Annotated in this window: 15 protein-coding genes; 12 read left to right on the forward strand and 3 right to left on the reverse strand. The window is 45.4% G+C overall.

Annotation, left to right across the window (positions count from 1 at the left end; all coding sequences use genetic code 11):
• The first annotated feature begins 24 nt into the window (after positions 1-24).
• From ASG33_RS17920 to ASG33_RS17950, 7 genes are all read left to right on the forward strand, one after another.
• On the forward strand, positions 25-1,533 hold the full coding sequence (locus tag ASG33_RS17920) for a RagB/SusD family nutrient uptake outer membrane protein (RefSeq protein ID WP_056288186.1): 1,509 nt from the start codon (positions 25-27) through the stop codon (positions 1,531-1,533).
• A gap of 424 nt (positions 1,534-1,957) precedes the next feature.
• Positions 1,958-4,654 (forward strand): c-type cytochrome, encoded by a 2,697-nt coding sequence (locus ASG33_RS17925; RefSeq protein WP_056288188.1) that lies wholly within the window; start codon positions 1,958-1,960, stop codon positions 4,652-4,654.
• A gap of 140 nt (positions 4,655-4,794) precedes the next feature.
• Positions 4,795-5,691: a hydroxypyruvate isomerase family protein gene (locus ASG33_RS17930; RefSeq protein WP_056288191.1), complete on the forward strand. Its 897-nt coding sequence runs from the start codon at positions 4,795-4,797 to the stop codon at positions 5,689-5,691.
• 19 nt (positions 5,692-5,710) lie between these two features.
• Positions 5,711-6,580 (forward strand): hydroxypyruvate isomerase family protein, encoded by an 870-nt coding sequence (locus ASG33_RS17935; protein WP_056288195.1) that lies wholly within the window; start codon positions 5,711-5,713, stop codon positions 6,578-6,580.
• A 427-nt stretch (positions 6,581-7,007) separates the two neighbouring features.
• Entirely contained in the window at positions 7,008-7,955 is a 948-nt protein-coding gene (locus ASG33_RS17940; RefSeq protein ID WP_056288198.1) for a glycosyltransferase family 2 protein, read from the forward strand.
• A gap of 20 nt (positions 7,956-7,975) precedes the next feature.
• Complete coding sequence (locus ASG33_RS17945) at positions 7,976-8,941, forward strand: glycosyltransferase family 2 protein (RefSeq protein WP_229238710.1); 966 nt, start codon at positions 7,976-7,978, stop codon at positions 8,939-8,941.
• Position 8,942: 1 nt separating this feature from the next.
• Positions 8,943-10,286 (forward strand): hypothetical protein, encoded by a 1,344-nt coding sequence (locus ASG33_RS17950; protein WP_056288203.1) that lies wholly within the window; start codon positions 8,943-8,945, stop codon positions 10,284-10,286.
• A gap of 43 nt (positions 10,287-10,329) precedes the next feature.
• On the opposite strand, the gene ASG33_RS17955 is transcribed toward ASG33_RS17950, so the two are convergent.
• Both ASG33_RS17955 and gyrA read right to left on the reverse strand, forming a co-directional pair.
• Positions 10,330-11,790 (reverse strand): tetratricopeptide repeat protein, encoded by a 1,461-nt coding sequence (locus tag ASG33_RS17955; RefSeq protein WP_056288206.1) that lies wholly within the window; start codon positions 11,788-11,790, stop codon positions 10,330-10,332.
• A gap of 73 nt (positions 11,791-11,863) precedes the next feature.
• A complete protein-coding gene (gene gyrA, locus ASG33_RS17960) occupies positions 11,864-14,494 on the reverse strand; it encodes a DNA gyrase subunit A (RefSeq protein WP_056288209.1) in 2,631 nt (876 codons plus the stop codon).
• Between the two features lie 283 nt (positions 14,495-14,777).
• On the opposite strand from gyrA, the gene ASG33_RS17965 reads away from it, so the two are divergent.
• From ASG33_RS17965 to ASG33_RS17985, 5 genes are all read left to right on the forward strand, one after another.
• Positions 14,778-16,091 (forward strand): gluconate:H+ symporter, encoded by a 1,314-nt coding sequence (locus ASG33_RS17965; RefSeq protein WP_056288212.1) that lies wholly within the window; start codon positions 14,778-14,780, stop codon positions 16,089-16,091.
• Between the two features lie 120 nt (positions 16,092-16,211).
• Complete coding sequence (locus ASG33_RS17970) at positions 16,212-16,688, forward strand: RidA family protein (RefSeq protein ID WP_056288214.1); 477 nt, start codon at positions 16,212-16,214, stop codon at positions 16,686-16,688.
• Between the two features lie 46 nt (positions 16,689-16,734).
• Positions 16,735-17,844, forward strand: a complete 1,110-nt coding sequence (locus ASG33_RS17975; RefSeq protein ID WP_056288218.1) for a D-TA family PLP-dependent enzyme — start codon at positions 16,735-16,737, stop codon at positions 17,842-17,844.
• A 10-nt stretch (positions 17,845-17,854) separates the two neighbouring features.
• A complete protein-coding gene (locus ASG33_RS17980) occupies positions 17,855-18,928 on the forward strand; it encodes a dipeptidase (protein ID WP_056288221.1) in 1,074 nt (357 codons plus the stop codon).
• A gap of 224 nt (positions 18,929-19,152) precedes the next feature.
• Positions 19,153-19,407 (forward strand): hypothetical protein, encoded by a 255-nt coding sequence (locus tag ASG33_RS17985; protein ID WP_056288225.1) that lies wholly within the window; start codon positions 19,153-19,155, stop codon positions 19,405-19,407.
• Between the two features lie 52 nt (positions 19,408-19,459).
• Here ASG33_RS17985 and ASG33_RS17990 read toward each other — a convergent pair whose 3' ends face one another.
• Positions 19,460-21,697 (reverse strand): bifunctional alpha,alpha-trehalose-phosphate synthase (UDP-forming)/trehalose-phosphatase, encoded by a 2,238-nt coding sequence (locus tag ASG33_RS17990; RefSeq protein ID WP_056288232.1) that lies wholly within the window; start codon positions 21,695-21,697, stop codon positions 19,460-19,462.
• Positions 21,698-21,797 lie beyond the last annotated feature (100 nt).

Consider the following 21,797-nt stretch of genomic DNA (forward strand, 5'->3'; position numbering starts at 1 on the left):
AGATCCATTTTAATCTGAAAAGAAATGAAAATAAGATATATAGCAGCCTTGTTTCTGGCGAGTATCCTGAGCAGCTGCGGCGATAACTTCCTAAGTGTAATACCTGAAACTGCATTAAGTTCCGGCGTCTTCTTCAAGACGCAAAACGACTTTGAGCAGGCTGTCAATTCGGCCTATGTGCCTTTCCGGCAAATGTATAACGAGCGTGCCTGGGTGTTGGAAGAAATGCATTCGGACAATACTTATTATGCAAGGAATGTACTTTACGGTGCAGTAGACGCGACTGAGAACGTGGCTGACTTCGCAATCCCAACAGCTGGCGGCGTTACTGCAAATGACAATGTGCTCGTTCAATACAGGCTGAATTACCAGATCATTTCACGCGCTAATCAGATTCTTGTTCTGATAGATGGTGTGGATTTTGATGCAGCAGCCAAAAAGAACCTCAAAGGTCAGGCGCTGTTCCTGCGTGCATTTGCTTACTTCGACCTGATCCGGTTGTTCGGAAAAGTGCCATTGCATCTTGAACCGGTAACAAGCAGGGAGGATGCCGCATTGCCACTTTCAACTGCGGAAGAAGTGTATGCGCAGATTGAAAAAGATGCTATTGAAGCCAGTACCCTTTTGCCAAACAAAGCCAAGCAAGAAGCTGGCCGTGCTACTTCCGGCGCTGCCAAAACACTGCTGGCGAACCTTTATCTTACTCAGAAATCGTGGGCGAAAGTGGAACCGCTGATGAAAGATGTAATTGCAAATGACGGCTATGCATTGATGCCGGACTATGCGAATGCATTCTCGACTACAACGGGAAACAAGAATAACCAGGAGTCGGTTTTTGAAATCCAGTACATGGAAGGGTCTGCGGGCTATAATGGAAACCAGATTTATCGTTTTCTTCCGTCGCCAATTACGGCAACTGAAATCGCGCCGATCACCGGTACTTCTAATCCGCAGGGAACTTCTCAGGAGAGTAACAACATTCCTACGCCCGACCTGATCGCTGCTTACGAACCGGGTGACTTACGCAAGGAAGCATCAATCGGATACGTGACGCTGAGTTCGAGCCAGGTTGAAAACAAGGTTTATCCTTATATTAAAAAGTATGCAAAAACGCATTCACTTCATAACAATACGGGTCAAAACTGGCCTGTGTACCGGTATTCGGAAGTGCTGCTGTTCCTGGCCGAATCGCTGAATGAGCAAGGCAAACCCGCCGAAGCGGCAACTTACCTCAACCAGGTACGTAAGCGCGCAGGTCTTGCCAACACAACAGCTACGTCACAAGTGACAATGCGCGAAGCTATATTCAAAGAGAGGCGCGTAGAACTGGCTTTCGAAAACAAACGCTGGTTTGACCTGACCAGAACAGGACGCGTGAAGGAGATTATCGGTGCTTACGGAGCGAAAGTAAAAGCAAATCCAGCAGCCTACTACTTCCCCAAAGGCGCAGTTCCGCCGCCGAATGCATTTACGGTACTCGACGATTACTATGGCCTTCCAGCCGTGGAGTCAGCATTGACGCCCTACTTTTAATGTTGAGTTTTGAATGACTGAATGATAGAATATGTGTTGGAGGATTGGAGTGGGAGTAGTTTATTCTTTAACTTCTTAGTTATTCAGCGAGAAAAGTGCAGCAGCTCCGGCTAGCTGTACTTTTTTCATTCAAAAAGACCCCGGCTACTTAATCCAAGCCATGCAAAACCAAATTCACTCATTCACTCATTCACTCATTCAAAATGAGAATTCCATAATCGCTTCCCCGACACAACAGGATGGTCTCGTGAAACATTAGCTTTAATATTGTTATAATCAGAATAATTTATGTTTTAGTCAGTTAGACTAAGATCCTAATAATGAAAGATTAACTCCCGCATGGAGGCATAATAACAATGCAGACAAGCTAATTTCTGAGAATCACCTTTTCTTCAAATTATAATTATTAACGCTGAGCTGTAAAATGTACACGAAAAAACAATGGTTAAAACTCCCAATGACACTTACGGTATTGGTTGCTGTATGTGTTTTCTGTGGAGTGATGCTAAGTAACCGAACCGCTAAACACCGTCCGCCAGGCTCGAAAGTTGACAAGATCAAATTACCCGAAGGTTTTAAAGCGGAACATTTGTATAGTCCTTCCGAGGAACAAAATGGCTCGTGGGTTTCAATGACCTTTGATAACAAAGGTCGCATGATCACCTCAGATCAATATGGCGGACTGTTCCGGCTGGTACTGCCTCCGATTGGTTCTACTGAAAAACCAACAGTAGAGACTCTGAAAGTAGAAGGCGATACTGCGAAAGTGGCAATGGGCTACGCGCACGGTTTGCTATATGCTTTCAACAGCTTGTATGTCATGATCAATAACCGCGAAAACCCGAGATTTCCAAAGGGTAGCGGATTGTATCGTTTACAGGATACAGACAACAATGATCAATATGACAAGATCACATTGCTGAAAGCCTTGAAGGGCGAAGGTGAACACGGGCCGCACAGCATTGTGCTTTCACCGGACAAACAATCGCTTTATGTAGTAGCAGGTAACTTCACCGACCTGCCGAAAATGGACAGCTATCGTTTGATGCCCAATTGGAAGAACGATAACCTTTTTCCATTCATCAAAGATCCACGCGGACATGCAGCTGACAGGCACGCGCCGGGCGGCTGGATCGCACATACCGATCCGGAAGGAAAAAACTGGGAACTGGTAAGTGCAGGATACCGTAACTCTTACGATATCGCATTCAACGAAGCGGGCGACCTGTTCATTTATGACTCAGATATGGAATGGGATTTCGGAACTCCCTGGTACCGCCCGACACGCGTTTGTCATGCTACAAGTGGCGGCGACTACGGTTGGAGAACGGGATCAGCCAACACATCGCCTTCATTTGCTGACTTCCTTTCACCGATCATGAATATCGGACAAGGATCGCCAACCAACCTGATCTACCTGAGTGACGCCCGCTTTCCTGCTAAATACAAAAACACGCTGCTGGCATTCGACTGGAGTTTCGGGATCGTGCATGGCCTGCATTTGAAACCCAACGGATCCACATACTCGGCTGATCACGAAGAGTTTTTGTCAGGCGCGCCGCTTCCCTTGACGGACGGAGCTATCGGCCCTGATGGCGCATTGTACTTTCTTACCGGCGGCCGTCGTCTGGAATCAGATCTGTATCGCGTTTATTATGGTGACTACAAAAATATCCCGGCAGGTTCAAACACAGTTAAGCCGACACTGACAGCGGAGCACAAGCAACGCACGGAGTTGGAAAAATTCCACGCGAAAAAAGACCCGAAAGCAGTCGCTACTGCCTGGCCTTACCTAAAAAGCCCTGATCGCTTCCTGAGATTCGCTGCGCGGTTAGCTATTGAACATCAGCCTGTTGCAGAGTGGGAGAATAAAGTTTATGCAGAGAAAGATCCTCAAACATTAATTTACGCGTCCATTGCACTGGCACGGGAAGGTGACTCGACCAAAGTAGGAGGGCCGATCCTCAAAGGTTTGACGAAGATCGACTATGCGAAGCTCGACGATCTGCAAAAGCAAGCATTGCTGCGCGCTGTGGAAGTAACGCTGTACCGTACCGGTCAGCCGGATGCAACTACAAAGCAAGCGGTAATTGCTTATTTGAACCCGAAATATCCATCAACCAATGCGCTTCAAAATCGCTTTTTGAGCAAGATCCTTGTGACACTCGAAGCACCGAAAGTGGTTGAAAAGACACTGGCGCTGATCGAGAAAAACGAGAAGTTTGATGATAAGGACAACGAAATGGTGACAGCGTCAGCTGACCTGATCCTGAGAAATCCGCAGTACGGTCTTGACTTGGCAAGTTTGCTTGAAAAAATGCCGCCACAGCAGCAGACATTCTACGCAATTATGCTGAGTAGTGCCAAAACTGGCTGGACTCCTGCTTTGAGAGAGCAATATTTCACCTGGTTCAAAAAGGCATTCAGCTACCAGGGCGGTCGTAGTTACATTGGTTTTATCGACAAAGCGCGTCAGCTTGCCTTGAAGAATGTACCTCAGGATCAAGTAGCTAAGTACAACAAACTATCTGGTGCCGAGCTGCTTACAGGAACCGGAAACGATCTTGTAAAATTGTACACTCCGAAAGGTCCAGGCCGCGGATGGAAAGTTGAAGAAGCAGTTGCATTGGTTCAGGATAGTCTTGCTAACCGTGATTTTGAGAAAGGAAAAATGATTTTCTCTGCTGTGCTATGTAATCGTTGCCACGTTATCCAGGGTGAAGGTTCTGATGTGGGTCCGGACCTAACACAACTCGGAACCCGTTTTTCAGTGAAAGATATGCTCGAATCGATCATTGATCCGAACAAAACCATTTCTGATCAGTTCGGCTCGATTGCTTATACAATGAAAAACGGCGAGTCGATAGTGGGACGGCAGATCAATGAAGATGCGAATTTTTATTACATCGCACAAAACCCGTTTGACTCCAAAACAGTACGGAAACTGAGCAAAAAAGAAGTCGCTTCCTCTAAATTGTCAACTGTTTCCGTCATGCTGCCAGGTTTAATCAATGGTTTGAACCCGAATGAGCTGCGCGATCTGGTTGCATATCTGATGTCGGGAGGTAACAAAAACAACCCGATTTACACTGAATCAGGTGCGGCAAAAGGTGGAAAGTAGATCAACGTTTTTTTGAGTAGAATATAATTTATTAAGCTTAAGATAGTGGTGTCGCGTGTTGTATTGTCCGGCTTTAAAGGCTGATAATACCGGCGGCATCACTACTTTTTTTAGGCAAATTCAATTATTTAAGCTTCATAATGACAAGAATTTCAGGTAGAAGGAAGGTCTTAAAAAACCTCGCAATGGGAGCGGGGATCGTGCCATTTACAGCCTCATTATCAAAAGCATTTGCAGATTCACAAAATGCACTTGGCCCTCAGCTGAATGGAAAGATCAACCACTCGGTTTGCAAATGGTGTTACAGTAAAATTCCGCTTGAAACATTCGCACAGGAATGCAAGAAAATTGGCATTACCTCCATCGAACTGCTCGGACCAGAAGAATGGCCGGTTATCAAAAAACACGGACTGACCTGCGCGCTTCCCTGGGGCGAGGGCCTGACCCGGAGTATCGATAAGGGTTTCAATGATCCCGCCAACCATGACGAACTGGTGAAAGGGTTTGAGGATGTAATTCCGAAAGTTCAGGCGGCAGGGTATGACAAGATCATTTGCTTTTCTGGAAACCGGCGTGGCATGTCGGATGTGGATGGAATGCGGAACTGTGCAGTCGGAATTAAAAGGTTGATACCGCTCTGCGAAAAACATAATGTGACACTGGTGATGGAGCTGTTGAATAGCAAGGTAAACCACCGGGACTACATGTGCGACCGGACAGAGTGGGGGGCAGGCCTCTGCGATATGGTTGGCTCGGAAAAATTCAAGCTGCTTTACGACATTTACCACATGCAAATTCAGGAAGGCGACGTAATCGCGACCATCCGAAAGTATCACAAGTATATTGCGCATTACCACACGGGCGGTGTTCCGGGTAGACATGAAATTGATGAAACGCAGGAGCTTTATTATCCGACGATCATGAAAGCAATTGTTGAAACCGGTTACAAAGGATTTGTGGGACAGGAGTTTGTTCCGAGCCGCAACAATGATATCGCTTCGCTAAAACAAGGAGTTACAATCTGTGACATTGCCTGATACTTCAAAACTTACAATTATGTCGAGCCGACGCAACGCATTAAAAAATATCGCCGCCAGTACTGCCGGTGTACTTTCCATATCTGATGTTTTTGCAGCTACCGAAAAAGTACTCGGTCCAAAGCTGAAAGGTAAAATCAATCATTCTGTTTGTAAATGGTGTTATGGTAAAATTCCACTGGACACGTTTGCGCAGGAATGCAAAAAGATCGGAATTACTTCCATTGAGCTATTAGGTCCCGAAGACTGGCCAACCCTGAAAAAGTACGGACTTACCTGCGCACTGCCGAACGGCGCAGGAATGGGAATCGAAAAAGGATTTAACGATCTGGCATTGCACGACGAGCTGGTGAAGAGTTATGAGGATCTTTTTCCAAAATTACAGGAAGCCGGATATTCAACCGTCATCTGCTTTTCAGGAAACCGGCGCGGAATGTCGGACATTGACGGAATGAGGAACTGCGCCATCGGACTAAGAAGATTAATGCCGTCGGCTGAAAAATATGGCATCACGATGATCATGGAGTTGCTCAACAGCAAGGTGAACCACAGGGATTATATGTGCGACCACACAGCCTGGGGAGCTGGTCTTTGTGAAATGGTTGGTTCCGAGCGGTTCAAGTTGCTTTATGACATTTACCATATGTCTATTATGGAAGGCGACGTAATCGCTACGATTAACAAGTATCACAAATACATTGGTCACTACCACACAGGCGGAGTTCCCGGACGGAACGAGATTGACGAAGGTCAGGAACTTTATTATCCTGCCATTATGAAGGCAATTGTAGATACTGGCTACAAAGGCTTTGTGGCTCAGGAGTTTATACCAAAGCGCGAGCCGCTGGCATCCCTGAAACAATGTGTTGAGATCTGCGACATCGCTTGATTTTCAAATTCCGGGAAGAATTTCAAACAAGCCAATAACCGACTGTAATACATTTGAAATGCAGTCAGTTAGCGGTGAATAAAGCAAGCTTACAGCGCTTGAGAATTGATCAGAGCTTTCGCTCCTGAATATCGGGCAGGATTAATCAAATCTCAGGCGCTTCTGAATAGGTAATGGAGCTGCCCAGGTAGCAGTTTTAAGAGACTGTCACGCAGAAGCTGTATGAATGTTATAAAAGTATTGAATGTATAGTCGCCGCAATTTCAGTAAACGAAAGTTGTATAATTTATATTATGTTAAATAGCTATTTTACTGTCTCCTAACTCTACTAGTATAACCACTTAAGTATCTACAAGTACCCCACGCTAATCAATTGCTGCTGATACTGATGATAATATGAAAATTGCTCCTGCACAATTTTCATATTATGAATAACACACCTCTTATTTCTGTTGCTCTCTGTACTTATAACGGGCAGCGATTTTTGAAGAAACAATTAGACTCACTCGTCACGCAATCATACAATAATCTAGAAATCGTTGTCGTTGACGATTGTTCCACAGATCTTACTTTTGACATTCTCCTGACTTACGCTGCTGAGTATCCATTCATCCGGATACATTCCAACGAATCAAGATTAGGCTATAACAAGAACTTTGAAAAAGCTCTGAAGCTTTGCGCCGGCCAGTTCATCGCGATATGCGACCAGGACGATATCTGGAGTAAAGAAAAACTGAGAGTTCAACTACAAGCCATTCAAAATCATACACTTATCTATTGCGATTCAGATTTAATTGACAGCAGTGGGAAAGCAATGGACCGCAGAATGTCAGGCAAATTTAACTTCTACAAGGGTTCAACGCCGGAAACGTTTCTTTTCATGAATTGTGTTTCCGGCCACACGATATTGATGCGGCGGTCGCTTTTGAATTACGCACTACCCTTCTCGAGCGAATTCCATTATGACCAGTGGCTTGCCTACGTTGCATGCTGCGTTGGATCAATCGATTTCGTCAGCGAAAGTCTTGTTCAATATCGGATACATGATCACAACTGCACAAACTTACTTGCCTCGCCAATGAGACGTGCAGGTCCCCGGATCATCAAAGACAAGATTCAGATAGAGAGTAACTGGCTTGAAGCCTGCTCACTGATCGAATCGTCTTCGCAAAGTTTCGTAAAATTTTTACATCGAAAAAGCCTCTGTAGAAACAACTCATTTTTCCACTTTTCCTATGCTTATACGATTTGGAAGAACAGATCAAGCCTGTTGTATATTCTTACAAAAAGCAGTATCAGCAAATTGTTCTTCATAATCAAGAAAAGTTGGGGTTTAAAGGCTAAGGGGCTTATCCGTGTTACATGCATCATCTAGGATTTCAAAACAGGCATCACATGGATGAACCGCTGATCTCAATTGCACTTTGTGTGTACAACGGGGAAAAGTTTTTGAGAGAACAACTGAATTCATTGATCCATCAAAGCTATGAAAACAAGGAAATCATCGCGGTAGATGATAATAGCACGGATGCGTCATGGAATATTCTGCTTGAGTATCAGCAACGATATCCATTCCTTCACTTGTACAAAAATGAGGTCAATGTAGGTTACAGCAAGAATTTCGAAAAGGCTCTTCAACTTTGCAATGGTTCATACATCGCATTGTCAGATCAGGATGATATCTGGCATCCGGAGAAGTTGCGACGACTGGTTGAAGAGATTGGAAGTCACCAACTTGTATACCATGATTCCAGTTTCATAGATGAAAGCGGAGCATTTCTTAACAGGAAAATGTCAGATGTGATTAATCTGTATAACGGAGATCAGCCAGCGGTTTTCCTACTGTTTAATTGCGTTTCCGGCCATAGCTGTTTGTTTAGGAAAGACCTTCTCAAAAATATTCTGCCGTTTAATCCCGAGTATTTTCACGATCATTGGATAGCATATGCTGCCGCCAATTTAGGTACGATTCATTGCGTGCGGGAATGCCTCGTCGATTACAGGCAACATTCCAGTAATTCCACTGATATACTTAATTACAGAAAGACGGTCAACAAACATTATCATGAGAATCGGGATATTGTGAAACTCGAACGGGAACTGAAATGGATCAGACATTGTGCCGGATTTACGCTCAATAAAAATCCAGCTTTTGTGAAAAAACTAGCGGCCCTATTTGAGACCCGCCTACACTCCTACCTCTCCATTGCCTACGCCCGATTTATTCTTGAACATTATGAAACGTTGTACTTCATTCAAAAAACCAGGAAGTCAAAACGGAATGCATTCATCTATCGGCAGATATGGGGATTGAAAGCAAAATTGATATGGAGCCGACTGTTTGGAAAATCAGCGAAATGATATGAGAGGAATTTGGATAGTGATATTGAGTTTTCTTCTCGTAGTTGCTATACGGCTTTGCTATGTTGAAAACTATGCTGTAGCGCTACCTTTCTGGGATCAATGGGACGCCGAAGGAGATCATTTAATACGCCCCTGGGTGGAAGGAACTCTCAAAGTATCAGATCTTTGGAACCCACACAATGAGCACCGCATCTTCCCTACCCGACTGTTTTCACTGATGTTATTCCAGATCACAGGTCAATGGAATAACCTCTTTTCCGCAAAAGTCAATGTAGTTCTTGCAGCTACTATCCCTACAATCCTACTTGGTTTTCTTTACAGGTTCAATGGCCTGAATGGAAGAAAATGGTGGATTTTACCTTTTTTGATTGCACAGTTCACACTTCCATTCTCTTTCGAAAACTGGCTGGTAGGATTTCAAAGCCAGTTCTACTTTCTGATACTGTTTGTAGTGACAGCTTTTGGTCTGAGCACTGCCTTTCCGGAAAGAGCCTCGGCGCAATTTTTAGTCTTCTTACTCTGCTTCCTAAGTACCCTCACCACGGCGTCAGGCATTCTGACTCCACTTACAGTAGCAGGTGTGTATCTGCTTCAATGGCTAAGCGAACCCGGAAACAAGATTCAGTATTGGATTCTTGTTGCAGCTTTAACAATAATGGCCATAATCGGATATTTCCAAATTCCGCACATTGCAGCTCATGACATGTACCGCGCAAGAAATTTGTCAGAATGGACACATTCATTGTTACTGATTCTGAGCTGGCCTGTTGGTCCCCACAACTGGATCGCTGCTCCACTTTGGTCGCCTGCGCTCATTACCCTTGCATTTTTGTTGAAACGGAACAGGCTCCGTAAAAGTGATTTCTTTATGGCAGGATGTGTAATGTGGTCCCTGACTCAAGCTATGGCTATTGCATTCGGCCGGGGACAGGAACTTACAGCTTTACCTTCCCGATATACAGAATTGCTAAGTATTGGACTGGTCGCGAATGCGTGGTTTGCAATTCGTTTTGTGGAGGAATACAAAGTGGCAAAATGGTACAAATATCTGATCCTAAGTATCTTCCCTCTGTTTTTTCATGGGCACAGAAAGAGGTTCAAATCAGATATGCATGACGTACAACGGGTGCACCGACATTCCGTTGTTCAAACCAAAAACGTAGTTAGCTACCTTCAAACAAACAATCCGAACTACCTTCGGCAACCCACAATGCATATTCCTTATCCGGATCCGGTTGGGTTGAAGCAGCTGTTGGATAATCGGACTATCATAACATTGCTCCCGCCTGAGATCGGTAGTAACTCGCATTTTAACGCTATTGGAACAAAAAAAGAGCAGTAACTTTCGTTACCGCTCTTTCCAATATTCAAAAAACTAATATTGCTTACTGCTCAACACAAGCAACACCTTTGCTTGTAAATTGTTCCAGTACGCTGTTCACAGTTGCAAGTGTTTCTTTTGCTTCCGCTTCGTCTTTCGCCTGAATTGCTTTTTCGAAGTATGGTTTCGCTTTTTTGAATTTACCGCAAACGCGACCTTCAACTTCTTTACCTCTCTGCTGATACTCTGTCATGTTCATGTTATCAACTTCGCCTTTCAACTGAACAGCCTCATTAAAGTAGAACACGCCAAGGTTGAAAAGTGCATCGTAGTTAGCAGCGTCAATTTGCAATACTTTCTGATAGTTAGCCATTGCTTTGCTTGCTGCATCTGCTTGTTTTGCTTTCAGGTCAGCCAGTTCTTTTTCAGATCCTGAGCTTGCACTGCTTTTTGCAGCTTCCTGCGCAGCACTTACTTCACCTTCCAGTTTGGTAATAGCAGCAAGTGATTCTTTCTTCTTCGCATTTACGTCAGCAAGCTGACGTTTCAGATCAGCATTTTTCGGCTGCTTCTTGATCAATGCGCTGATACGTTTTACTTCACCGTCATAAACTTCGATCTTACCTTTTTCGCTTTCAAGATTCTTAGTCAAAGTAGCTGCTGAATTTGCACCTGATCCTGACTTAGCGCTCATTTGCTTGATCTTGTCAGCTGCTGTTCTCTGCATGTTATCATACAGGATTGCAAGGTTCACGATGTTCTGTGTATTGTTAGGATCAGCAGCGGCCAAACCTTCAAGCTCTTTGATAGCCTGGTCTTCTTTACCAGATGCAAGCAAAATATTCACAACTTCCGCTTTAAGATCTTTGTTGTTAGGGGATTGAGTTAATCCTTTATTCAAAGTCTCGATTGCTTTATCGAAGTTGTTTTCTGCACGGTACAGCTGAGCCAAACCATAGTATACGCTTGGATCTTTACCGCCATTTGTTGCATAAGTTTCGAAAGACTTTTTAGCATCTTCCTTTTTATCCAACTGCTGCGCCGCAATACCGGCATACAAAGAAGCAAGTGTATCTTTTTTATTGATCTCCTGCGCCATTGAGAACATTTCAAGAGCTCCGTTCAGGTTTTTAGCCTGGTACTTCTCAGCTCCCTGTCTTACAAATGCATTAAAAAGCTGGGTGCCCTCTCCTGCTGTAAGTGCCGCTGTTGCTTCTTTCGAAGATTTCCCTGGCTCCCCTTTTTTGGTTACGTCAAGTTCAACAACTTTTTTATATGCTTCCATTGCAGTCTTTGCAGCACTCGAATCGACCTGAGAAGCCTGCGATGCGATGTTTTCGTACAACTTGGCACGCTCCATCCAAAATGCAGCTTTTGCGCTTGCCTTTGGATCAGTTACATCTTTATCGCTTTTCTCTTTTTCCTTTCGAAATCCGTCTACCAGAGCCTTGTTGACAGCATCGTCTTGCGCGACTGCTGCCAGGCTGAAAAGGCTAAGTGCAGATACAAAAAACAGTCTTTTCATAAATATTAACTTTGATTGTGATTGGTTTGTTCGAATCCTAAATATAAATCAATTAATATAATTTTTACAAAAATCATGCCTCTGGTTCCTCAGAAGGATCATTTTCGTCTTCCTCATCGTCTTCGATCACATCGTCTTCCACCTCTTCGTCAAGCTCATCAGCGGGCAGGATTTCCTCTCCGTCGAGCACTTGTCCTTCTGCAATCGGCTTGGCAATTACATTACCATCCTCATCCAGCTCAGCCGCCTTCTCGTCCGGATCTTTCAGGATCCTCGTTACCGATGTGATCTCGTCAGAGTTGTTCAATCTGATCAACTTCACACCCTGCGTATTACGACCAGCTAGACGGATATCCAACACGCTCATCCTGATCGCGATACCATTCCGTGTGATGATCATCAGGTCATCCTGCTCAGTTACCTCCCGGATTGCAACCAGTTTTCCAACTTTATCGGTTGCATTCATCGTGGAAACTCCCTTACCACCGCGGTTTGTTACGCGGTAACTATCTATATTCGAACGTTTTCCAAAACCATTTTCAGAAACAACCAGGAGCTGCGCATCTTCACGGTTGATACAAACCATTCCGATTACCTTGTTGCCTGGTTCGGTCAGGTTGATACCTCTAACTCCCGCAGCAGTTCTTCCCATCGGACGAACTCCTTTCTCATTGAAGCGAACCGCACGGCCGGCACTAGACGCAATTACAATATCATTATCTCCATTCGTCAGCGCCACATTCAGAAGCCTGTCGCCTTCATTGATCGAGATTGCGATAATTCCGTTTGCACGTGGTCTTGAATAAGCTTCCAGCAAAGTCTTCTTAATTGTGCCCTGCTGGGTACACATAATGAGGTAATTATTGTTGATATAATCCTCATCTGACAAAGTACGCACATTGATCACCGAGCGTATTGAGTCACCATTTTCCAAACTGATCAAATTCTGGATCGGCCGGCCTTTCGATGTTTTGCTACCTTCCGGCACTTCATACACCTTCATCCAGAACAACTTACCATACTCAGTAAAGATCAGCAGGTAGTTAAGCATAGTCGCAGAGAACAAGTGCTCGGTGAAGTCGGTATCCTTGGTTTTCACGCCGCGTGACCCTACTCCGCCCCTTGTTTGCGTCCGGTACTCAGCCAAAGGTGTCCTTTTAATGTAACCTTCATTCGAAATCGTGATGAGCATTTCATCGTCAGGAATCATATCCTCATCGCTGAACTCTTCCGCAGCAAACTCGATTTTCGTCCGGCGCTCGTCGCCGTAACGTTCTTTAATCTCAGTCAACTCGGTCTTAATGATCTCGTATTTACGGAATTCATTTGCAAGAATGTCGCGCAAGTCTGCAATCAAGAGCATGATCTCCTCGTACTCCTTCACAATCTTGTCTCTTTCCAGACCTGTCAACCTTTGCAAACGCATTTCCAGAATCGCTTTCGCCTGGATCTCGCTCAATGCAAATTGCTCCATCAAACCATTTTTTGCTGTTTCAGGATCACGCGAGCTGCGGATCAATGAAATGACAGCATCCAGGTTGTCAAGTGCGATAATCAACCCTTCCAAAATATGCGCGCGCTTTTCAGCTTCTCTCAGCTCATACTCTGTACGGCGCGTGATTACCACGATCCGGTGATCTACGTAATGTTTGATCAGGTCTTTCAGGTTCAACGTAACAGGGCGGCCTTTTACAAGCGCCACGTTGTTTACGCCAAAAGAAGTCTGCAACGGTGTGTACTTGAACAAGTGGTTCAGTACAATGTTCGGAATCGCATCTTTTTTAAGATCAAAAACAATGCGCATTCCATCTCTATCCGATTCATCGCGGATATCAGAAATCCCGTCAAGTTTTTTCTCATTGATGAGCGCTGCAATCCTTTCGATCATTGCAGCCTTGTTGGTCATGTACGGAATTTCGGTAACAATGATCTGCTCCCGACCGTTTTTAGCAACTTCGAAAATCGCCTTGGAACGCATGATAATGCTACCGCGGCCGGTTTCCATTGCTGATCTTACGCCATTGTAACCATATATAATACCGCCTGTTGGAAAATCAGGAGCCTTGATGTGCTCCATCAACTGCGGAATGGTAATCTCATTATCGTCAATGTAAGCGAGCACACCGTCAACTACTTCCGACAGGTTATGCGGCGCCATATTCGTCGCCATACCAACCGCGATACCCGAAGAGCCATTTACAAGCAGGTTCGGGAATTTGGCAGGAAGTACGGTAGGTTCATTCAGCGAGTCGTCAAAGTTGGGCTGAAAATCAACCGTGTCCTTGCCCAGGTCATTCAAAAGTTCGTCGGCAATTCTTTTCAGACGCGCTTCTGTATAACGCATTGCCGCAGGATTGTCACCGTCGACAGAACCGAAGTTACCTTGTCCGTCAACCAATGGATACCGCAGCGACCAGGGTTGCGCCATACGCACCATGGTATTATAAACAGAAGAGTCACCGTGAGGGTGATACTTCCCTAAAACCTCCCCTACTATACGAGCTGACTTTTTATGCGCACGGTTGTAATTAACGCCCAGGTCCGACATTCCGTAGAGAACCCGCCTATGTACCGGTTTCAAGCCATCGCGAACGTCGGGCAATGCGCGGGAGATAATAACGGACATCGAATAGTCGATGTAGGCCCCGCGCATTTCATCCTCGATATTAATCGGGATAATGTTTTCACCAGAAGATTCTGCCATAAAGTGTTAGAAAAGAATCGAAATTTGTTAAAACGAGCGATTGGATATGTTCAACTGCTCAGTGAATTAATGCAATATTATCCTTTGTAAAAAGTCAAATTTCGCGATTTTTGCCCAGTCTAGCAACTATCTTTTATGCTATTTGGAGGCAGTCCGGCTATATGTGTGATCCCGTGTATTTTATGCCGATTATTACGTCCTGCAAAACTAAATTGGCATCTGTCATTAAAAAACGCTTTATTCCGGCTTATAACCGTTAGCTTACTTTCCTACCATTTCGATTATGCCCTTACTACTTACTTTCATTGCGATCCTGGCTTTGATTCTCCTGATCGCGTGGCTCAAAATTGATACGTTCATTTCATTTCTACTTGTATCGATCGGGCTTGGTCTTGCGAGCGGGTTGACTGTTGAAACGGTCAGTAAAGCAATTCAGAAAGGTGTAGGCGGAACGTTGGGCGACCTCGTTCTCATTGTAGGCTTCGGCGCCATGCTCGGGAAGATGGTGGCCGACAGCGGGGCTGCCCAAAGGATTACAGATGCATTGATCGGTTTATTCGGACAAAAATACATTCAATGGGGAATGGCGCTGGCGGGGTTTGTAATTGGAATCCCGCTTTTCTATAACGCAGGCTTTGTGATCGTGATCCCATTGATTTTCATGATCAGCGCCACTGCCCGCCTTCCATTACTTTATGTCGGTATTCCAATGCTCTCGGCGTTATCGGTAGCACACGGTTACCTCCCACCCCACCCCTCGCCAGCCGCCATCGCCAGTCAGCTGAATGCTGATCTCGGTCAAACGCTTTTATACGGTATTATTGTCTCCATTCCTGCTATCGCAGTAGCAGGGCCGATTTTTGGAAGTACATTGAAACGCTTTCAACCAAAACCTGACGAAGATCTTTTTAATGTAAAAGCCAGGCCCAGCTCCGAGCTACCCGGGCTCGGTATCAGCATTATTACCGCATTGCTGCCTGTTTTTCTACTTACCGCGATGTCAGGTATCAAGCGGTATTATCCTGATAACAAGATCATCGGACTTCTTGCCGAACCGTATTTCGGTATGCTCCTCTCTGTACTTTTCGCGGCCTACACCCTCGGCATCGCCCGCGGAATGGATATGAAGAAGATCAGTAAATCAATGGAAGAAGCATTCAAAGGCGTATCTGTGATCCTGCTGATTATTGCCGGTGCAGGTGTATTCAAGGAGATCATGACAGCAAGCGGCGTGAGTACCTATATCGCAGAGAGCCTGGCTGGGATTGATGTATCTCCTTTGGTCCTGAGCTGGGGAATTGCTGCTGTGATACGCGTTTGCGTAGGTTCTGCAACGGTAGCCGGACTGACAACTGTGGGTATCCTTTCTCCTCTTTTGATTAATGCTTCCGTACAGCCGGAATTGATCGTACTGTCCATTGGGTCAGGAAGTTTGATGTTTTCACACCTCAACGACGGCGGCTTCTGGCTGTTCAAAGAATACTTCAATCTAAGCATCAAAGACACGCTGCTTACCTGGTCTGTAATGGAAACAATTGTGTCAATTATGGGATTGGTGGGCGTTTTGATACTAAATTTGTTTTTGACCGTAGCGTAAGCATCCGGCAAATACCCCCCTTTTCCCGTTCGTTGAAACGAACGGAAATGGATGTTAAAAAAAAATCGCAAATCAATTTAATCCATACCCGTTCGCTTTAGCGAACGGAGGAAAACAAAAATGGAAAATACACCTGAATCAAATTTCGCGGCGCTTGGACTTACGCTGCCACCCGCTCCCAAGCCTCTTGGCGTTTACAAACCAATGATTATCGTTGACAAACGTTGGGTGTACGTATCGGGACACGGACCCGTACAAGACGATGCCAAATTGATCATCGGCAGGATCGGCGCGGATATGGACCAGGATCAGGGAAAGCTCGCAGCGCGCCAGGTTGGATTAACTATCCTATCTACATTGAAGGCAAATCTGGGCAGTCTAAACCGCGTGAAGAGAGTGATCAAAGTATTAGGAATGGTAAACTGTACGTCAGAGTTTGAAAAACATCCATTCATCATCAACGGCGCCAGCGAACTTTTTGCGAAGATCTGGGGTGAAGAAAACGGAATCGGCGTAAGAAGCGCCGTAGGAATGGGCAGCCTGCCAGACAACATCCCGGTAGAGATCGAGGCTATGTTTGAGCTTGAAGAGAAGTGATAGTTTTAATTTTGAATTCATTCACTCATTCACTCATTAAACCGCCATGTGGTACCAACTAGATAATCCCGATCAGGTTATTTCGCCTTCGCTGCTGTTTTTTGAAGACCGGATACGTCATAATATCCGGGGGATGATCAGCATTGCTGGAAGTGCGGAACGACTTGTTCCTCACGTAAAAACACACAAATGCGCAGAGATCGTTGCTATTCAGCTTGAACAGGGTATCAGCAAATTCAAATGCGCCACAATTGCCGAAGCAGAGATGGTCGCCAATGCGGGTGCGAAGTGGATCCTCCTTTCTTACCAGATGGTTGGTCCGAACATTGAGCGATTGTTCCGGCTGAAAGAAGCATTTCCTTATGTTGTCTTTTCGTCTCTCGTGGATAATGAAAAATCAGCCAGTCAGCTTAACGATGCAGCACTGGCCCGCGGCCTGAAAGCAAGTGTGTTTATCGATGTCAACAATGGAATGAATCGGTCAGGTCACCCGATCGACGGTTCGCTGCTGTCGCTTTACAGGTTTCTCACAACGATGTCACACCTGGAAGTTGGCGGATTGCATGTGTATGACGGACATATCCGTAATCCGGAATTCTCTGAACGGAAAATCGCCAGTGACGCTGCCTATGATGAAGTACTGCCACTGATCGACCTGGTTAAAAATGACGTCGGGCGTGATCCCATGATCATAGTCGGCGGCTCTCCTTCCTTTACTGTTCATGCATTGCGAGAGCATGTATATCTGAGTCCAGGTACCAACATACTCTGGGATTGGGGCTACGGCGACCGGTTCGATGGCCAGCCTTTTGAGCATGCCGCATTGATACTGACGCGCGTTGTTTCAAAACCCACCGTCGGGATTGTCACCATCGACCTGGGACACAAAGCGATAGCGGCGGAAAACCCTATTGAAAACCGCCTCCGCATTTTGAACCTGAATGGATACACGTTGCTCAGCCAGAGTGAAGAACACGGGGTTTTACAGGTAAATAATGATGTTTGGGAAAGTGTTAATATAGGTGATGTCTTTTACGCATTACCCTATCACGTTTGCCCGACTGTCGCGCTTCACGACTTTGCTACAATCATTGAAGCCGGAGCGATCAAAGGCGAATGGAAGATTGTCGCACGGAGCCGGAGATTAACTATTTAAATCAATTTGTATGTTTTTATTTGATGCCCATCTCGATCTCTCCATGAACGCGGTGGAATGGAACCGGGACTTGACCCAGGACCTGTATGCAATAAGAGAGCGGGAAAAAAACCTGACCGACAAACCCGACCGCGGCAAAGGCGTAGTCAGTTTTCCGGAAATGCGGAAAGGTAATATCGGTATCTGCGTAGCCACGCAAATTGCCCGGTTTGTCAAGCCTGACAGTAAGATACCCGGCTGGCATTCCCAGGCCCAGGCCTGGGCGCAAAGCCAGGCGCAGATTGCGTGGTACAAGGCCATGGAGGAAGCGGGTGAAATGTTCCAGATCACGAATTTTGAACAACTCACGGCACATTTGTCACTTTGGCAAAATGCAGCTTCAACCGAAAACCTGCCGATCGGCTATATACTAAGTCTTGAAGGCGCGGATTCCCTGATCAGTCTGAAAAACCTGGAAATCGCCTACAACTACGGACTTCGCGCCATTGGCCCTGCGCATTACGGGCCTGGCGTATATGCCTATGGTACTGATTCTAACGCGCCATTGTCGCAAAAAGGAAAAGACCTGCTCCTTGAAATGGATAGGTTAAATATGATCCTCGACGCGACGCACTTATGCGATACTGCATTCTGGGAAGCGCTCAACATTTATAAAGGTCCGGTTTGGGCGAGTCACAACCTCACACGGGCTATTACTCCGCACAACCGCCAGTTTTCAGACGAGATGATCAAGGCACTGATCGAAAGAGGCGCGGTGATCGGAATGGCATTTGACGCGTGGATGATGATTCCCGGTTGGATAAGAGGAAAATCCACGCCCGAAAGTACCGGATTGAAGATCGGGCACATTGTACAGCATATTGATCATATTTGCCAGATAGCAGGCAATGCGGATCATGTAGGAATAGGATCTGACCTTGACGGCGCTTACGGCAAAGAACAATCTCCCGGCGACCTCGACTCCATTGCCGACCTGCAAACAATCGCTCCCCTCCTAGCCTCCCGTGGTTACGCTGATGAAGACATCGAGAAGATCATGTGGAAGAACTGGGTTGAGTTTCTGCGAGTTGCCTGGGCTGGTTGATAGTTATGTAAAGTAATTAATGTAAAATCTAATATTTTCTTAATAATATAATAAAACCTTTTTCAGAAAAGCTTCGCAATTTCGGCCTTACGAATTGCGAGGCTTTTTTGTTTACGTATAAAGCTGGAAATCGGAGCTTCTTATTTGGAATTATTATAAATAATTAGCATCTTTGATCCACAGCGATTGCCAATTGAATATCAACCGACCGTTAATTAGCCAGAATGAAAAACACATATAAGATTTCGTTTAGAACGCGGATCAAAAACAATAAGTCATTTCAACGCCTCCACGATTGCCTCAAACAATTGAATGTAAAACATTGGGCTTACGATTTCCAGGATCTGATGCTTACACTCACATCTGAGCTTTCAGACTTCAAAGTGATTGAGACTGCATTAAGATCCGCAGGATACGTTTGTCACTTCATCAAACTTGAAAACCTCGATTCGAGCGGCGGCGAGCTTGCTGTCGCCTGAAAATAAAAGCGGCCCGGCGAAATCGCCGGGCCGCTTTTGCTAGTAACCCTACCTATTCCTGGTCGGCAGATACCATGAAGTTCAAAAAGTAGAATACCTCTTCCTGACTTTTAATGTGATTTCGGGCAGCAGACAAATCATCCCCGATTTTAATGGTATAAGATGTTTCCGGCAATGCTTCAAACATATCTTCATCCGTAGTATCATCTCCTATCGCCAAAACGAAATCATAGCTGCCATTATCTACAAACATCTTCGTTGCAGTTCCCTTGTTGAATGCAGTCTTCTTAACTTCCACAACCTTGTTTCCATCAATTACCTGCAAGTTCATTTCAGGCTGAATGTAGTTTTTCAATTGCCATAACAACTCCTGAGCGCGACGTGTTGCGTATTCCGGGTCGTCAGCAGTACGATAGTGCCAGGCAAGCGAAGTTTCCTTTTCCTCCACAAATGCGCCAGGGCATCTTTTGGCATACATATCCATGATCGGGCGAATATTATCTTTCCATCCCTCCTCATAATTCTCGTTCAATGTCCAATCTTCTTCACCTTTCAATTTGATCAAAGCGCCGTGTTCGGCGATCATATGTACAGGTAAGTCCCTGAAAAGCTTGTCCAGGAAAAACTTGTCCCTTCCGCTCACGATTACTACCGTGTCACGCTGCGCAATTTCGCCGATCAGTCTTTTTACATCCTGAGAAATAATGGCCTTTGCGGGATCAGGCACGATCGGCGCGAGTGTACCATCATAGTCAAAAAACAGGATCCGGTTTGAAGCTCTTCGGTAAGCCAGACGGATCGCATTGATTCCATTGTCGGTCAAAAAAGCCTGTTTTAATCTTTCGTGTTCTTGTTCCAGCATTGTCATTTGTGTAAAAAAGTCGTTTGTCCACGCAAAAACATCGTAGTCTCTGATGCGCTCGCGCATTGCGTCCATTCGTTTAATCTGTTCCTCTTCCGGCATTTCAAAGGCAAGTTTGATCGCATCTGCGATATCCTGTCTGTCAAGCGGGTTGATGATCAGAGCTTCACCAAGCTCCGCAGCTGCACCCGCCATTTCACTGAGTATCAACACTCCCCGGCGGTCTTTCCGACTAGCTACATATTCCTTGCAAACCAGATTCATCCCGTCACGCACCGGCGTGATCAGTGCCACATCACTGGCAGTGTACATGCCGACAAGCTCATCGTAAGGCATCGAGCGATACTGATAAATAATGGGCTGCCAGGAGATACTTCCAAAATCTGCATTGATCTTCCCTACCGTTTGATCGATATCGGATTTCATCTGCTGATATTGCTCGATTGTGTCCCGTGAAGGCACTACCACCATCGCGAAAGAAACCTTTTCGTGCCACTCGGGGTATCGTTCTAAAAACCGCTGGTAACCACGCAGCCGGTGAATGATACCTTTGGAATAATCAAGCCTGTCCACGGAAAAGATAATCTTCTCCTTCAAAGATTGACGCGCATCCTCTCTGGCGTGCACCACTTCCGGCTTATTATACGCATCATTGAATTTGGCAAAATCGATACTGATCGGAAATGAATCAACCTTCACAATCCGGTTGCTCATATTAATGTAATGCAGCTTGTTGCCATGTTCCGAAACCAGTCGCGCGGCTTTCAGAAAGTACTCTACATAATCATTGGTATGAAAACCAACCACATCAGCCCCTAAAATTCCATTGACAATCGCCTTCCGCCAGCCTGTCGGCAACATGCGGAAGAGTTCGTAGGAAGGAAAAGGTATGTGAAAGAAGAAGCCGACCTTGTTGGCAGCAAATTTCTCCCGGATCATACCAGGCAGGAGCATCAACTGGTAATCCTGTACCCAAACCACATCGCCAGGTCTGATGATCTCTGACAGTTTTTCAAAGAAAAGCTGATTGGCCTGCTGATAAGCTTCGAAATAAGCATCTTCAAAGCGGGCGAGCGACGGGAAGTAGTGGCATAGCGGCCAGATGAGGTTGTTACAAAAACCTTCATAATAGTTTTCATTCATCTCTTCGGGAATGAAGACCGGATGCGCCTGGAAGTTGTCGTTCTCCATGGACTGTCCTTCCAGCTCCTCCTGCGTATTCTCAGAAAACCCAACCCATTGAATTTTCTCGTTCGCATTAAAAGCAGCATTGCTGGTATCTTTAACAAGCGATAAGACGGCGGAGACCAGACCGCCCGAATTTTGGAATAATCGGGGCTGGTCGTTCTCCCAAACCAGTTTGAAAGGCAGGCGGTACGCGACTATTATTAATCTTCCTGCACTACCATTATCTGATAAATTTTCCATAGACTACTATTTTACGTCAAAATTGTGCCATTCCGGTCTAAATCGACGGAATGCTGATATGTGTCCAAACTAAACCTGAAAGAAGCATAAAGACGCACAT

It is taken from the genome of Dyadobacter sp. Leaf189, assembly GCF_001424405.1.
In the GTDB taxonomy this organism is placed as follows: Bacteria; Bacteroidota; Bacteroidia; order Cytophagales; family Spirosomataceae; genus Dyadobacter.

What these genes read in the sequence shown, in the direction of transcription:
- ASG33_RS17920 (WP_056288186.1), top strand. Translation starts at nt 25, where the DNA reads ATGAAAATAAGATATATAGCAGCCTTGTTTCTGGCGAGTATCCTGAGC.
- ASG33_RS17925 (WP_056288188.1), top strand. Translation starts at nt 1,958, where the DNA reads ATGTACACGAAAAAACAATGGTTAAAACTCCCAATGACACTTACGGTA.
- ASG33_RS17930 (WP_056288191.1), top strand. Translation starts at nt 4,795, where the DNA reads ATGACAAGAATTTCAGGTAGAAGGAAGGTCTTAAAAAACCTCGCAATG.
- ASG33_RS17935 (WP_056288195.1), top strand. Translation starts at nt 5,711, where the DNA reads ATGTCGAGCCGACGCAACGCATTAAAAAATATCGCCGCCAGTACTGCC.
- ASG33_RS17940 (WP_056288198.1), top strand. Translation starts at nt 7,008, where the DNA reads ATGAATAACACACCTCTTATTTCTGTTGCTCTCTGTACTTATAACGGG.
- ASG33_RS17945 (WP_229238710.1), top strand. Translation starts at nt 7,976, where the DNA reads ATGGATGAACCGCTGATCTCAATTGCACTTTGTGTGTACAACGGGGAA.
- ASG33_RS17950 (WP_056288203.1), top strand. Translation starts at nt 8,943, where the DNA reads ATGAGAGGAATTTGGATAGTGATATTGAGTTTTCTTCTCGTAGTTGCT.
- ASG33_RS17955 (WP_056288206.1), bottom strand. Translation starts at nt 11,790, where the DNA reads ATGAAAAGACTGTTTTTTGTATCTGCACTTAGCCTTTTCAGCCTGGCA.
- gyrA (WP_056288209.1), bottom strand. Translation starts at nt 14,494, where the DNA reads ATGGCAGAATCTTCTGGTGAAAACATTATCCCGATTAATATCGAGGAT.
- ASG33_RS17965 (WP_056288212.1), top strand. Translation starts at nt 14,778, where the DNA reads ATGCCCTTACTACTTACTTTCATTGCGATCCTGGCTTTGATTCTCCTG.
- ASG33_RS17970 (WP_056288214.1), top strand. Translation starts at nt 16,212, where the DNA reads ATGGAAAATACACCTGAATCAAATTTCGCGGCGCTTGGACTTACGCTG.
- ASG33_RS17975 (WP_056288218.1), top strand. Translation starts at nt 16,735, where the DNA reads ATGTGGTACCAACTAGATAATCCCGATCAGGTTATTTCGCCTTCGCTG.
- ASG33_RS17980 (WP_056288221.1), top strand. Translation starts at nt 17,855, where the DNA reads ATGTTTTTATTTGATGCCCATCTCGATCTCTCCATGAACGCGGTGGAA.
- ASG33_RS17985 (WP_056288225.1), top strand. Translation starts at nt 19,153, where the DNA reads ATGAAAAACACATATAAGATTTCGTTTAGAACGCGGATCAAAAACAAT.
- ASG33_RS17990 (WP_056288232.1), bottom strand. Translation starts at nt 21,697, where the DNA reads ATGGAAAATTTATCAGATAATGGTAGTGCAGGAAGATTAATAATAGTC.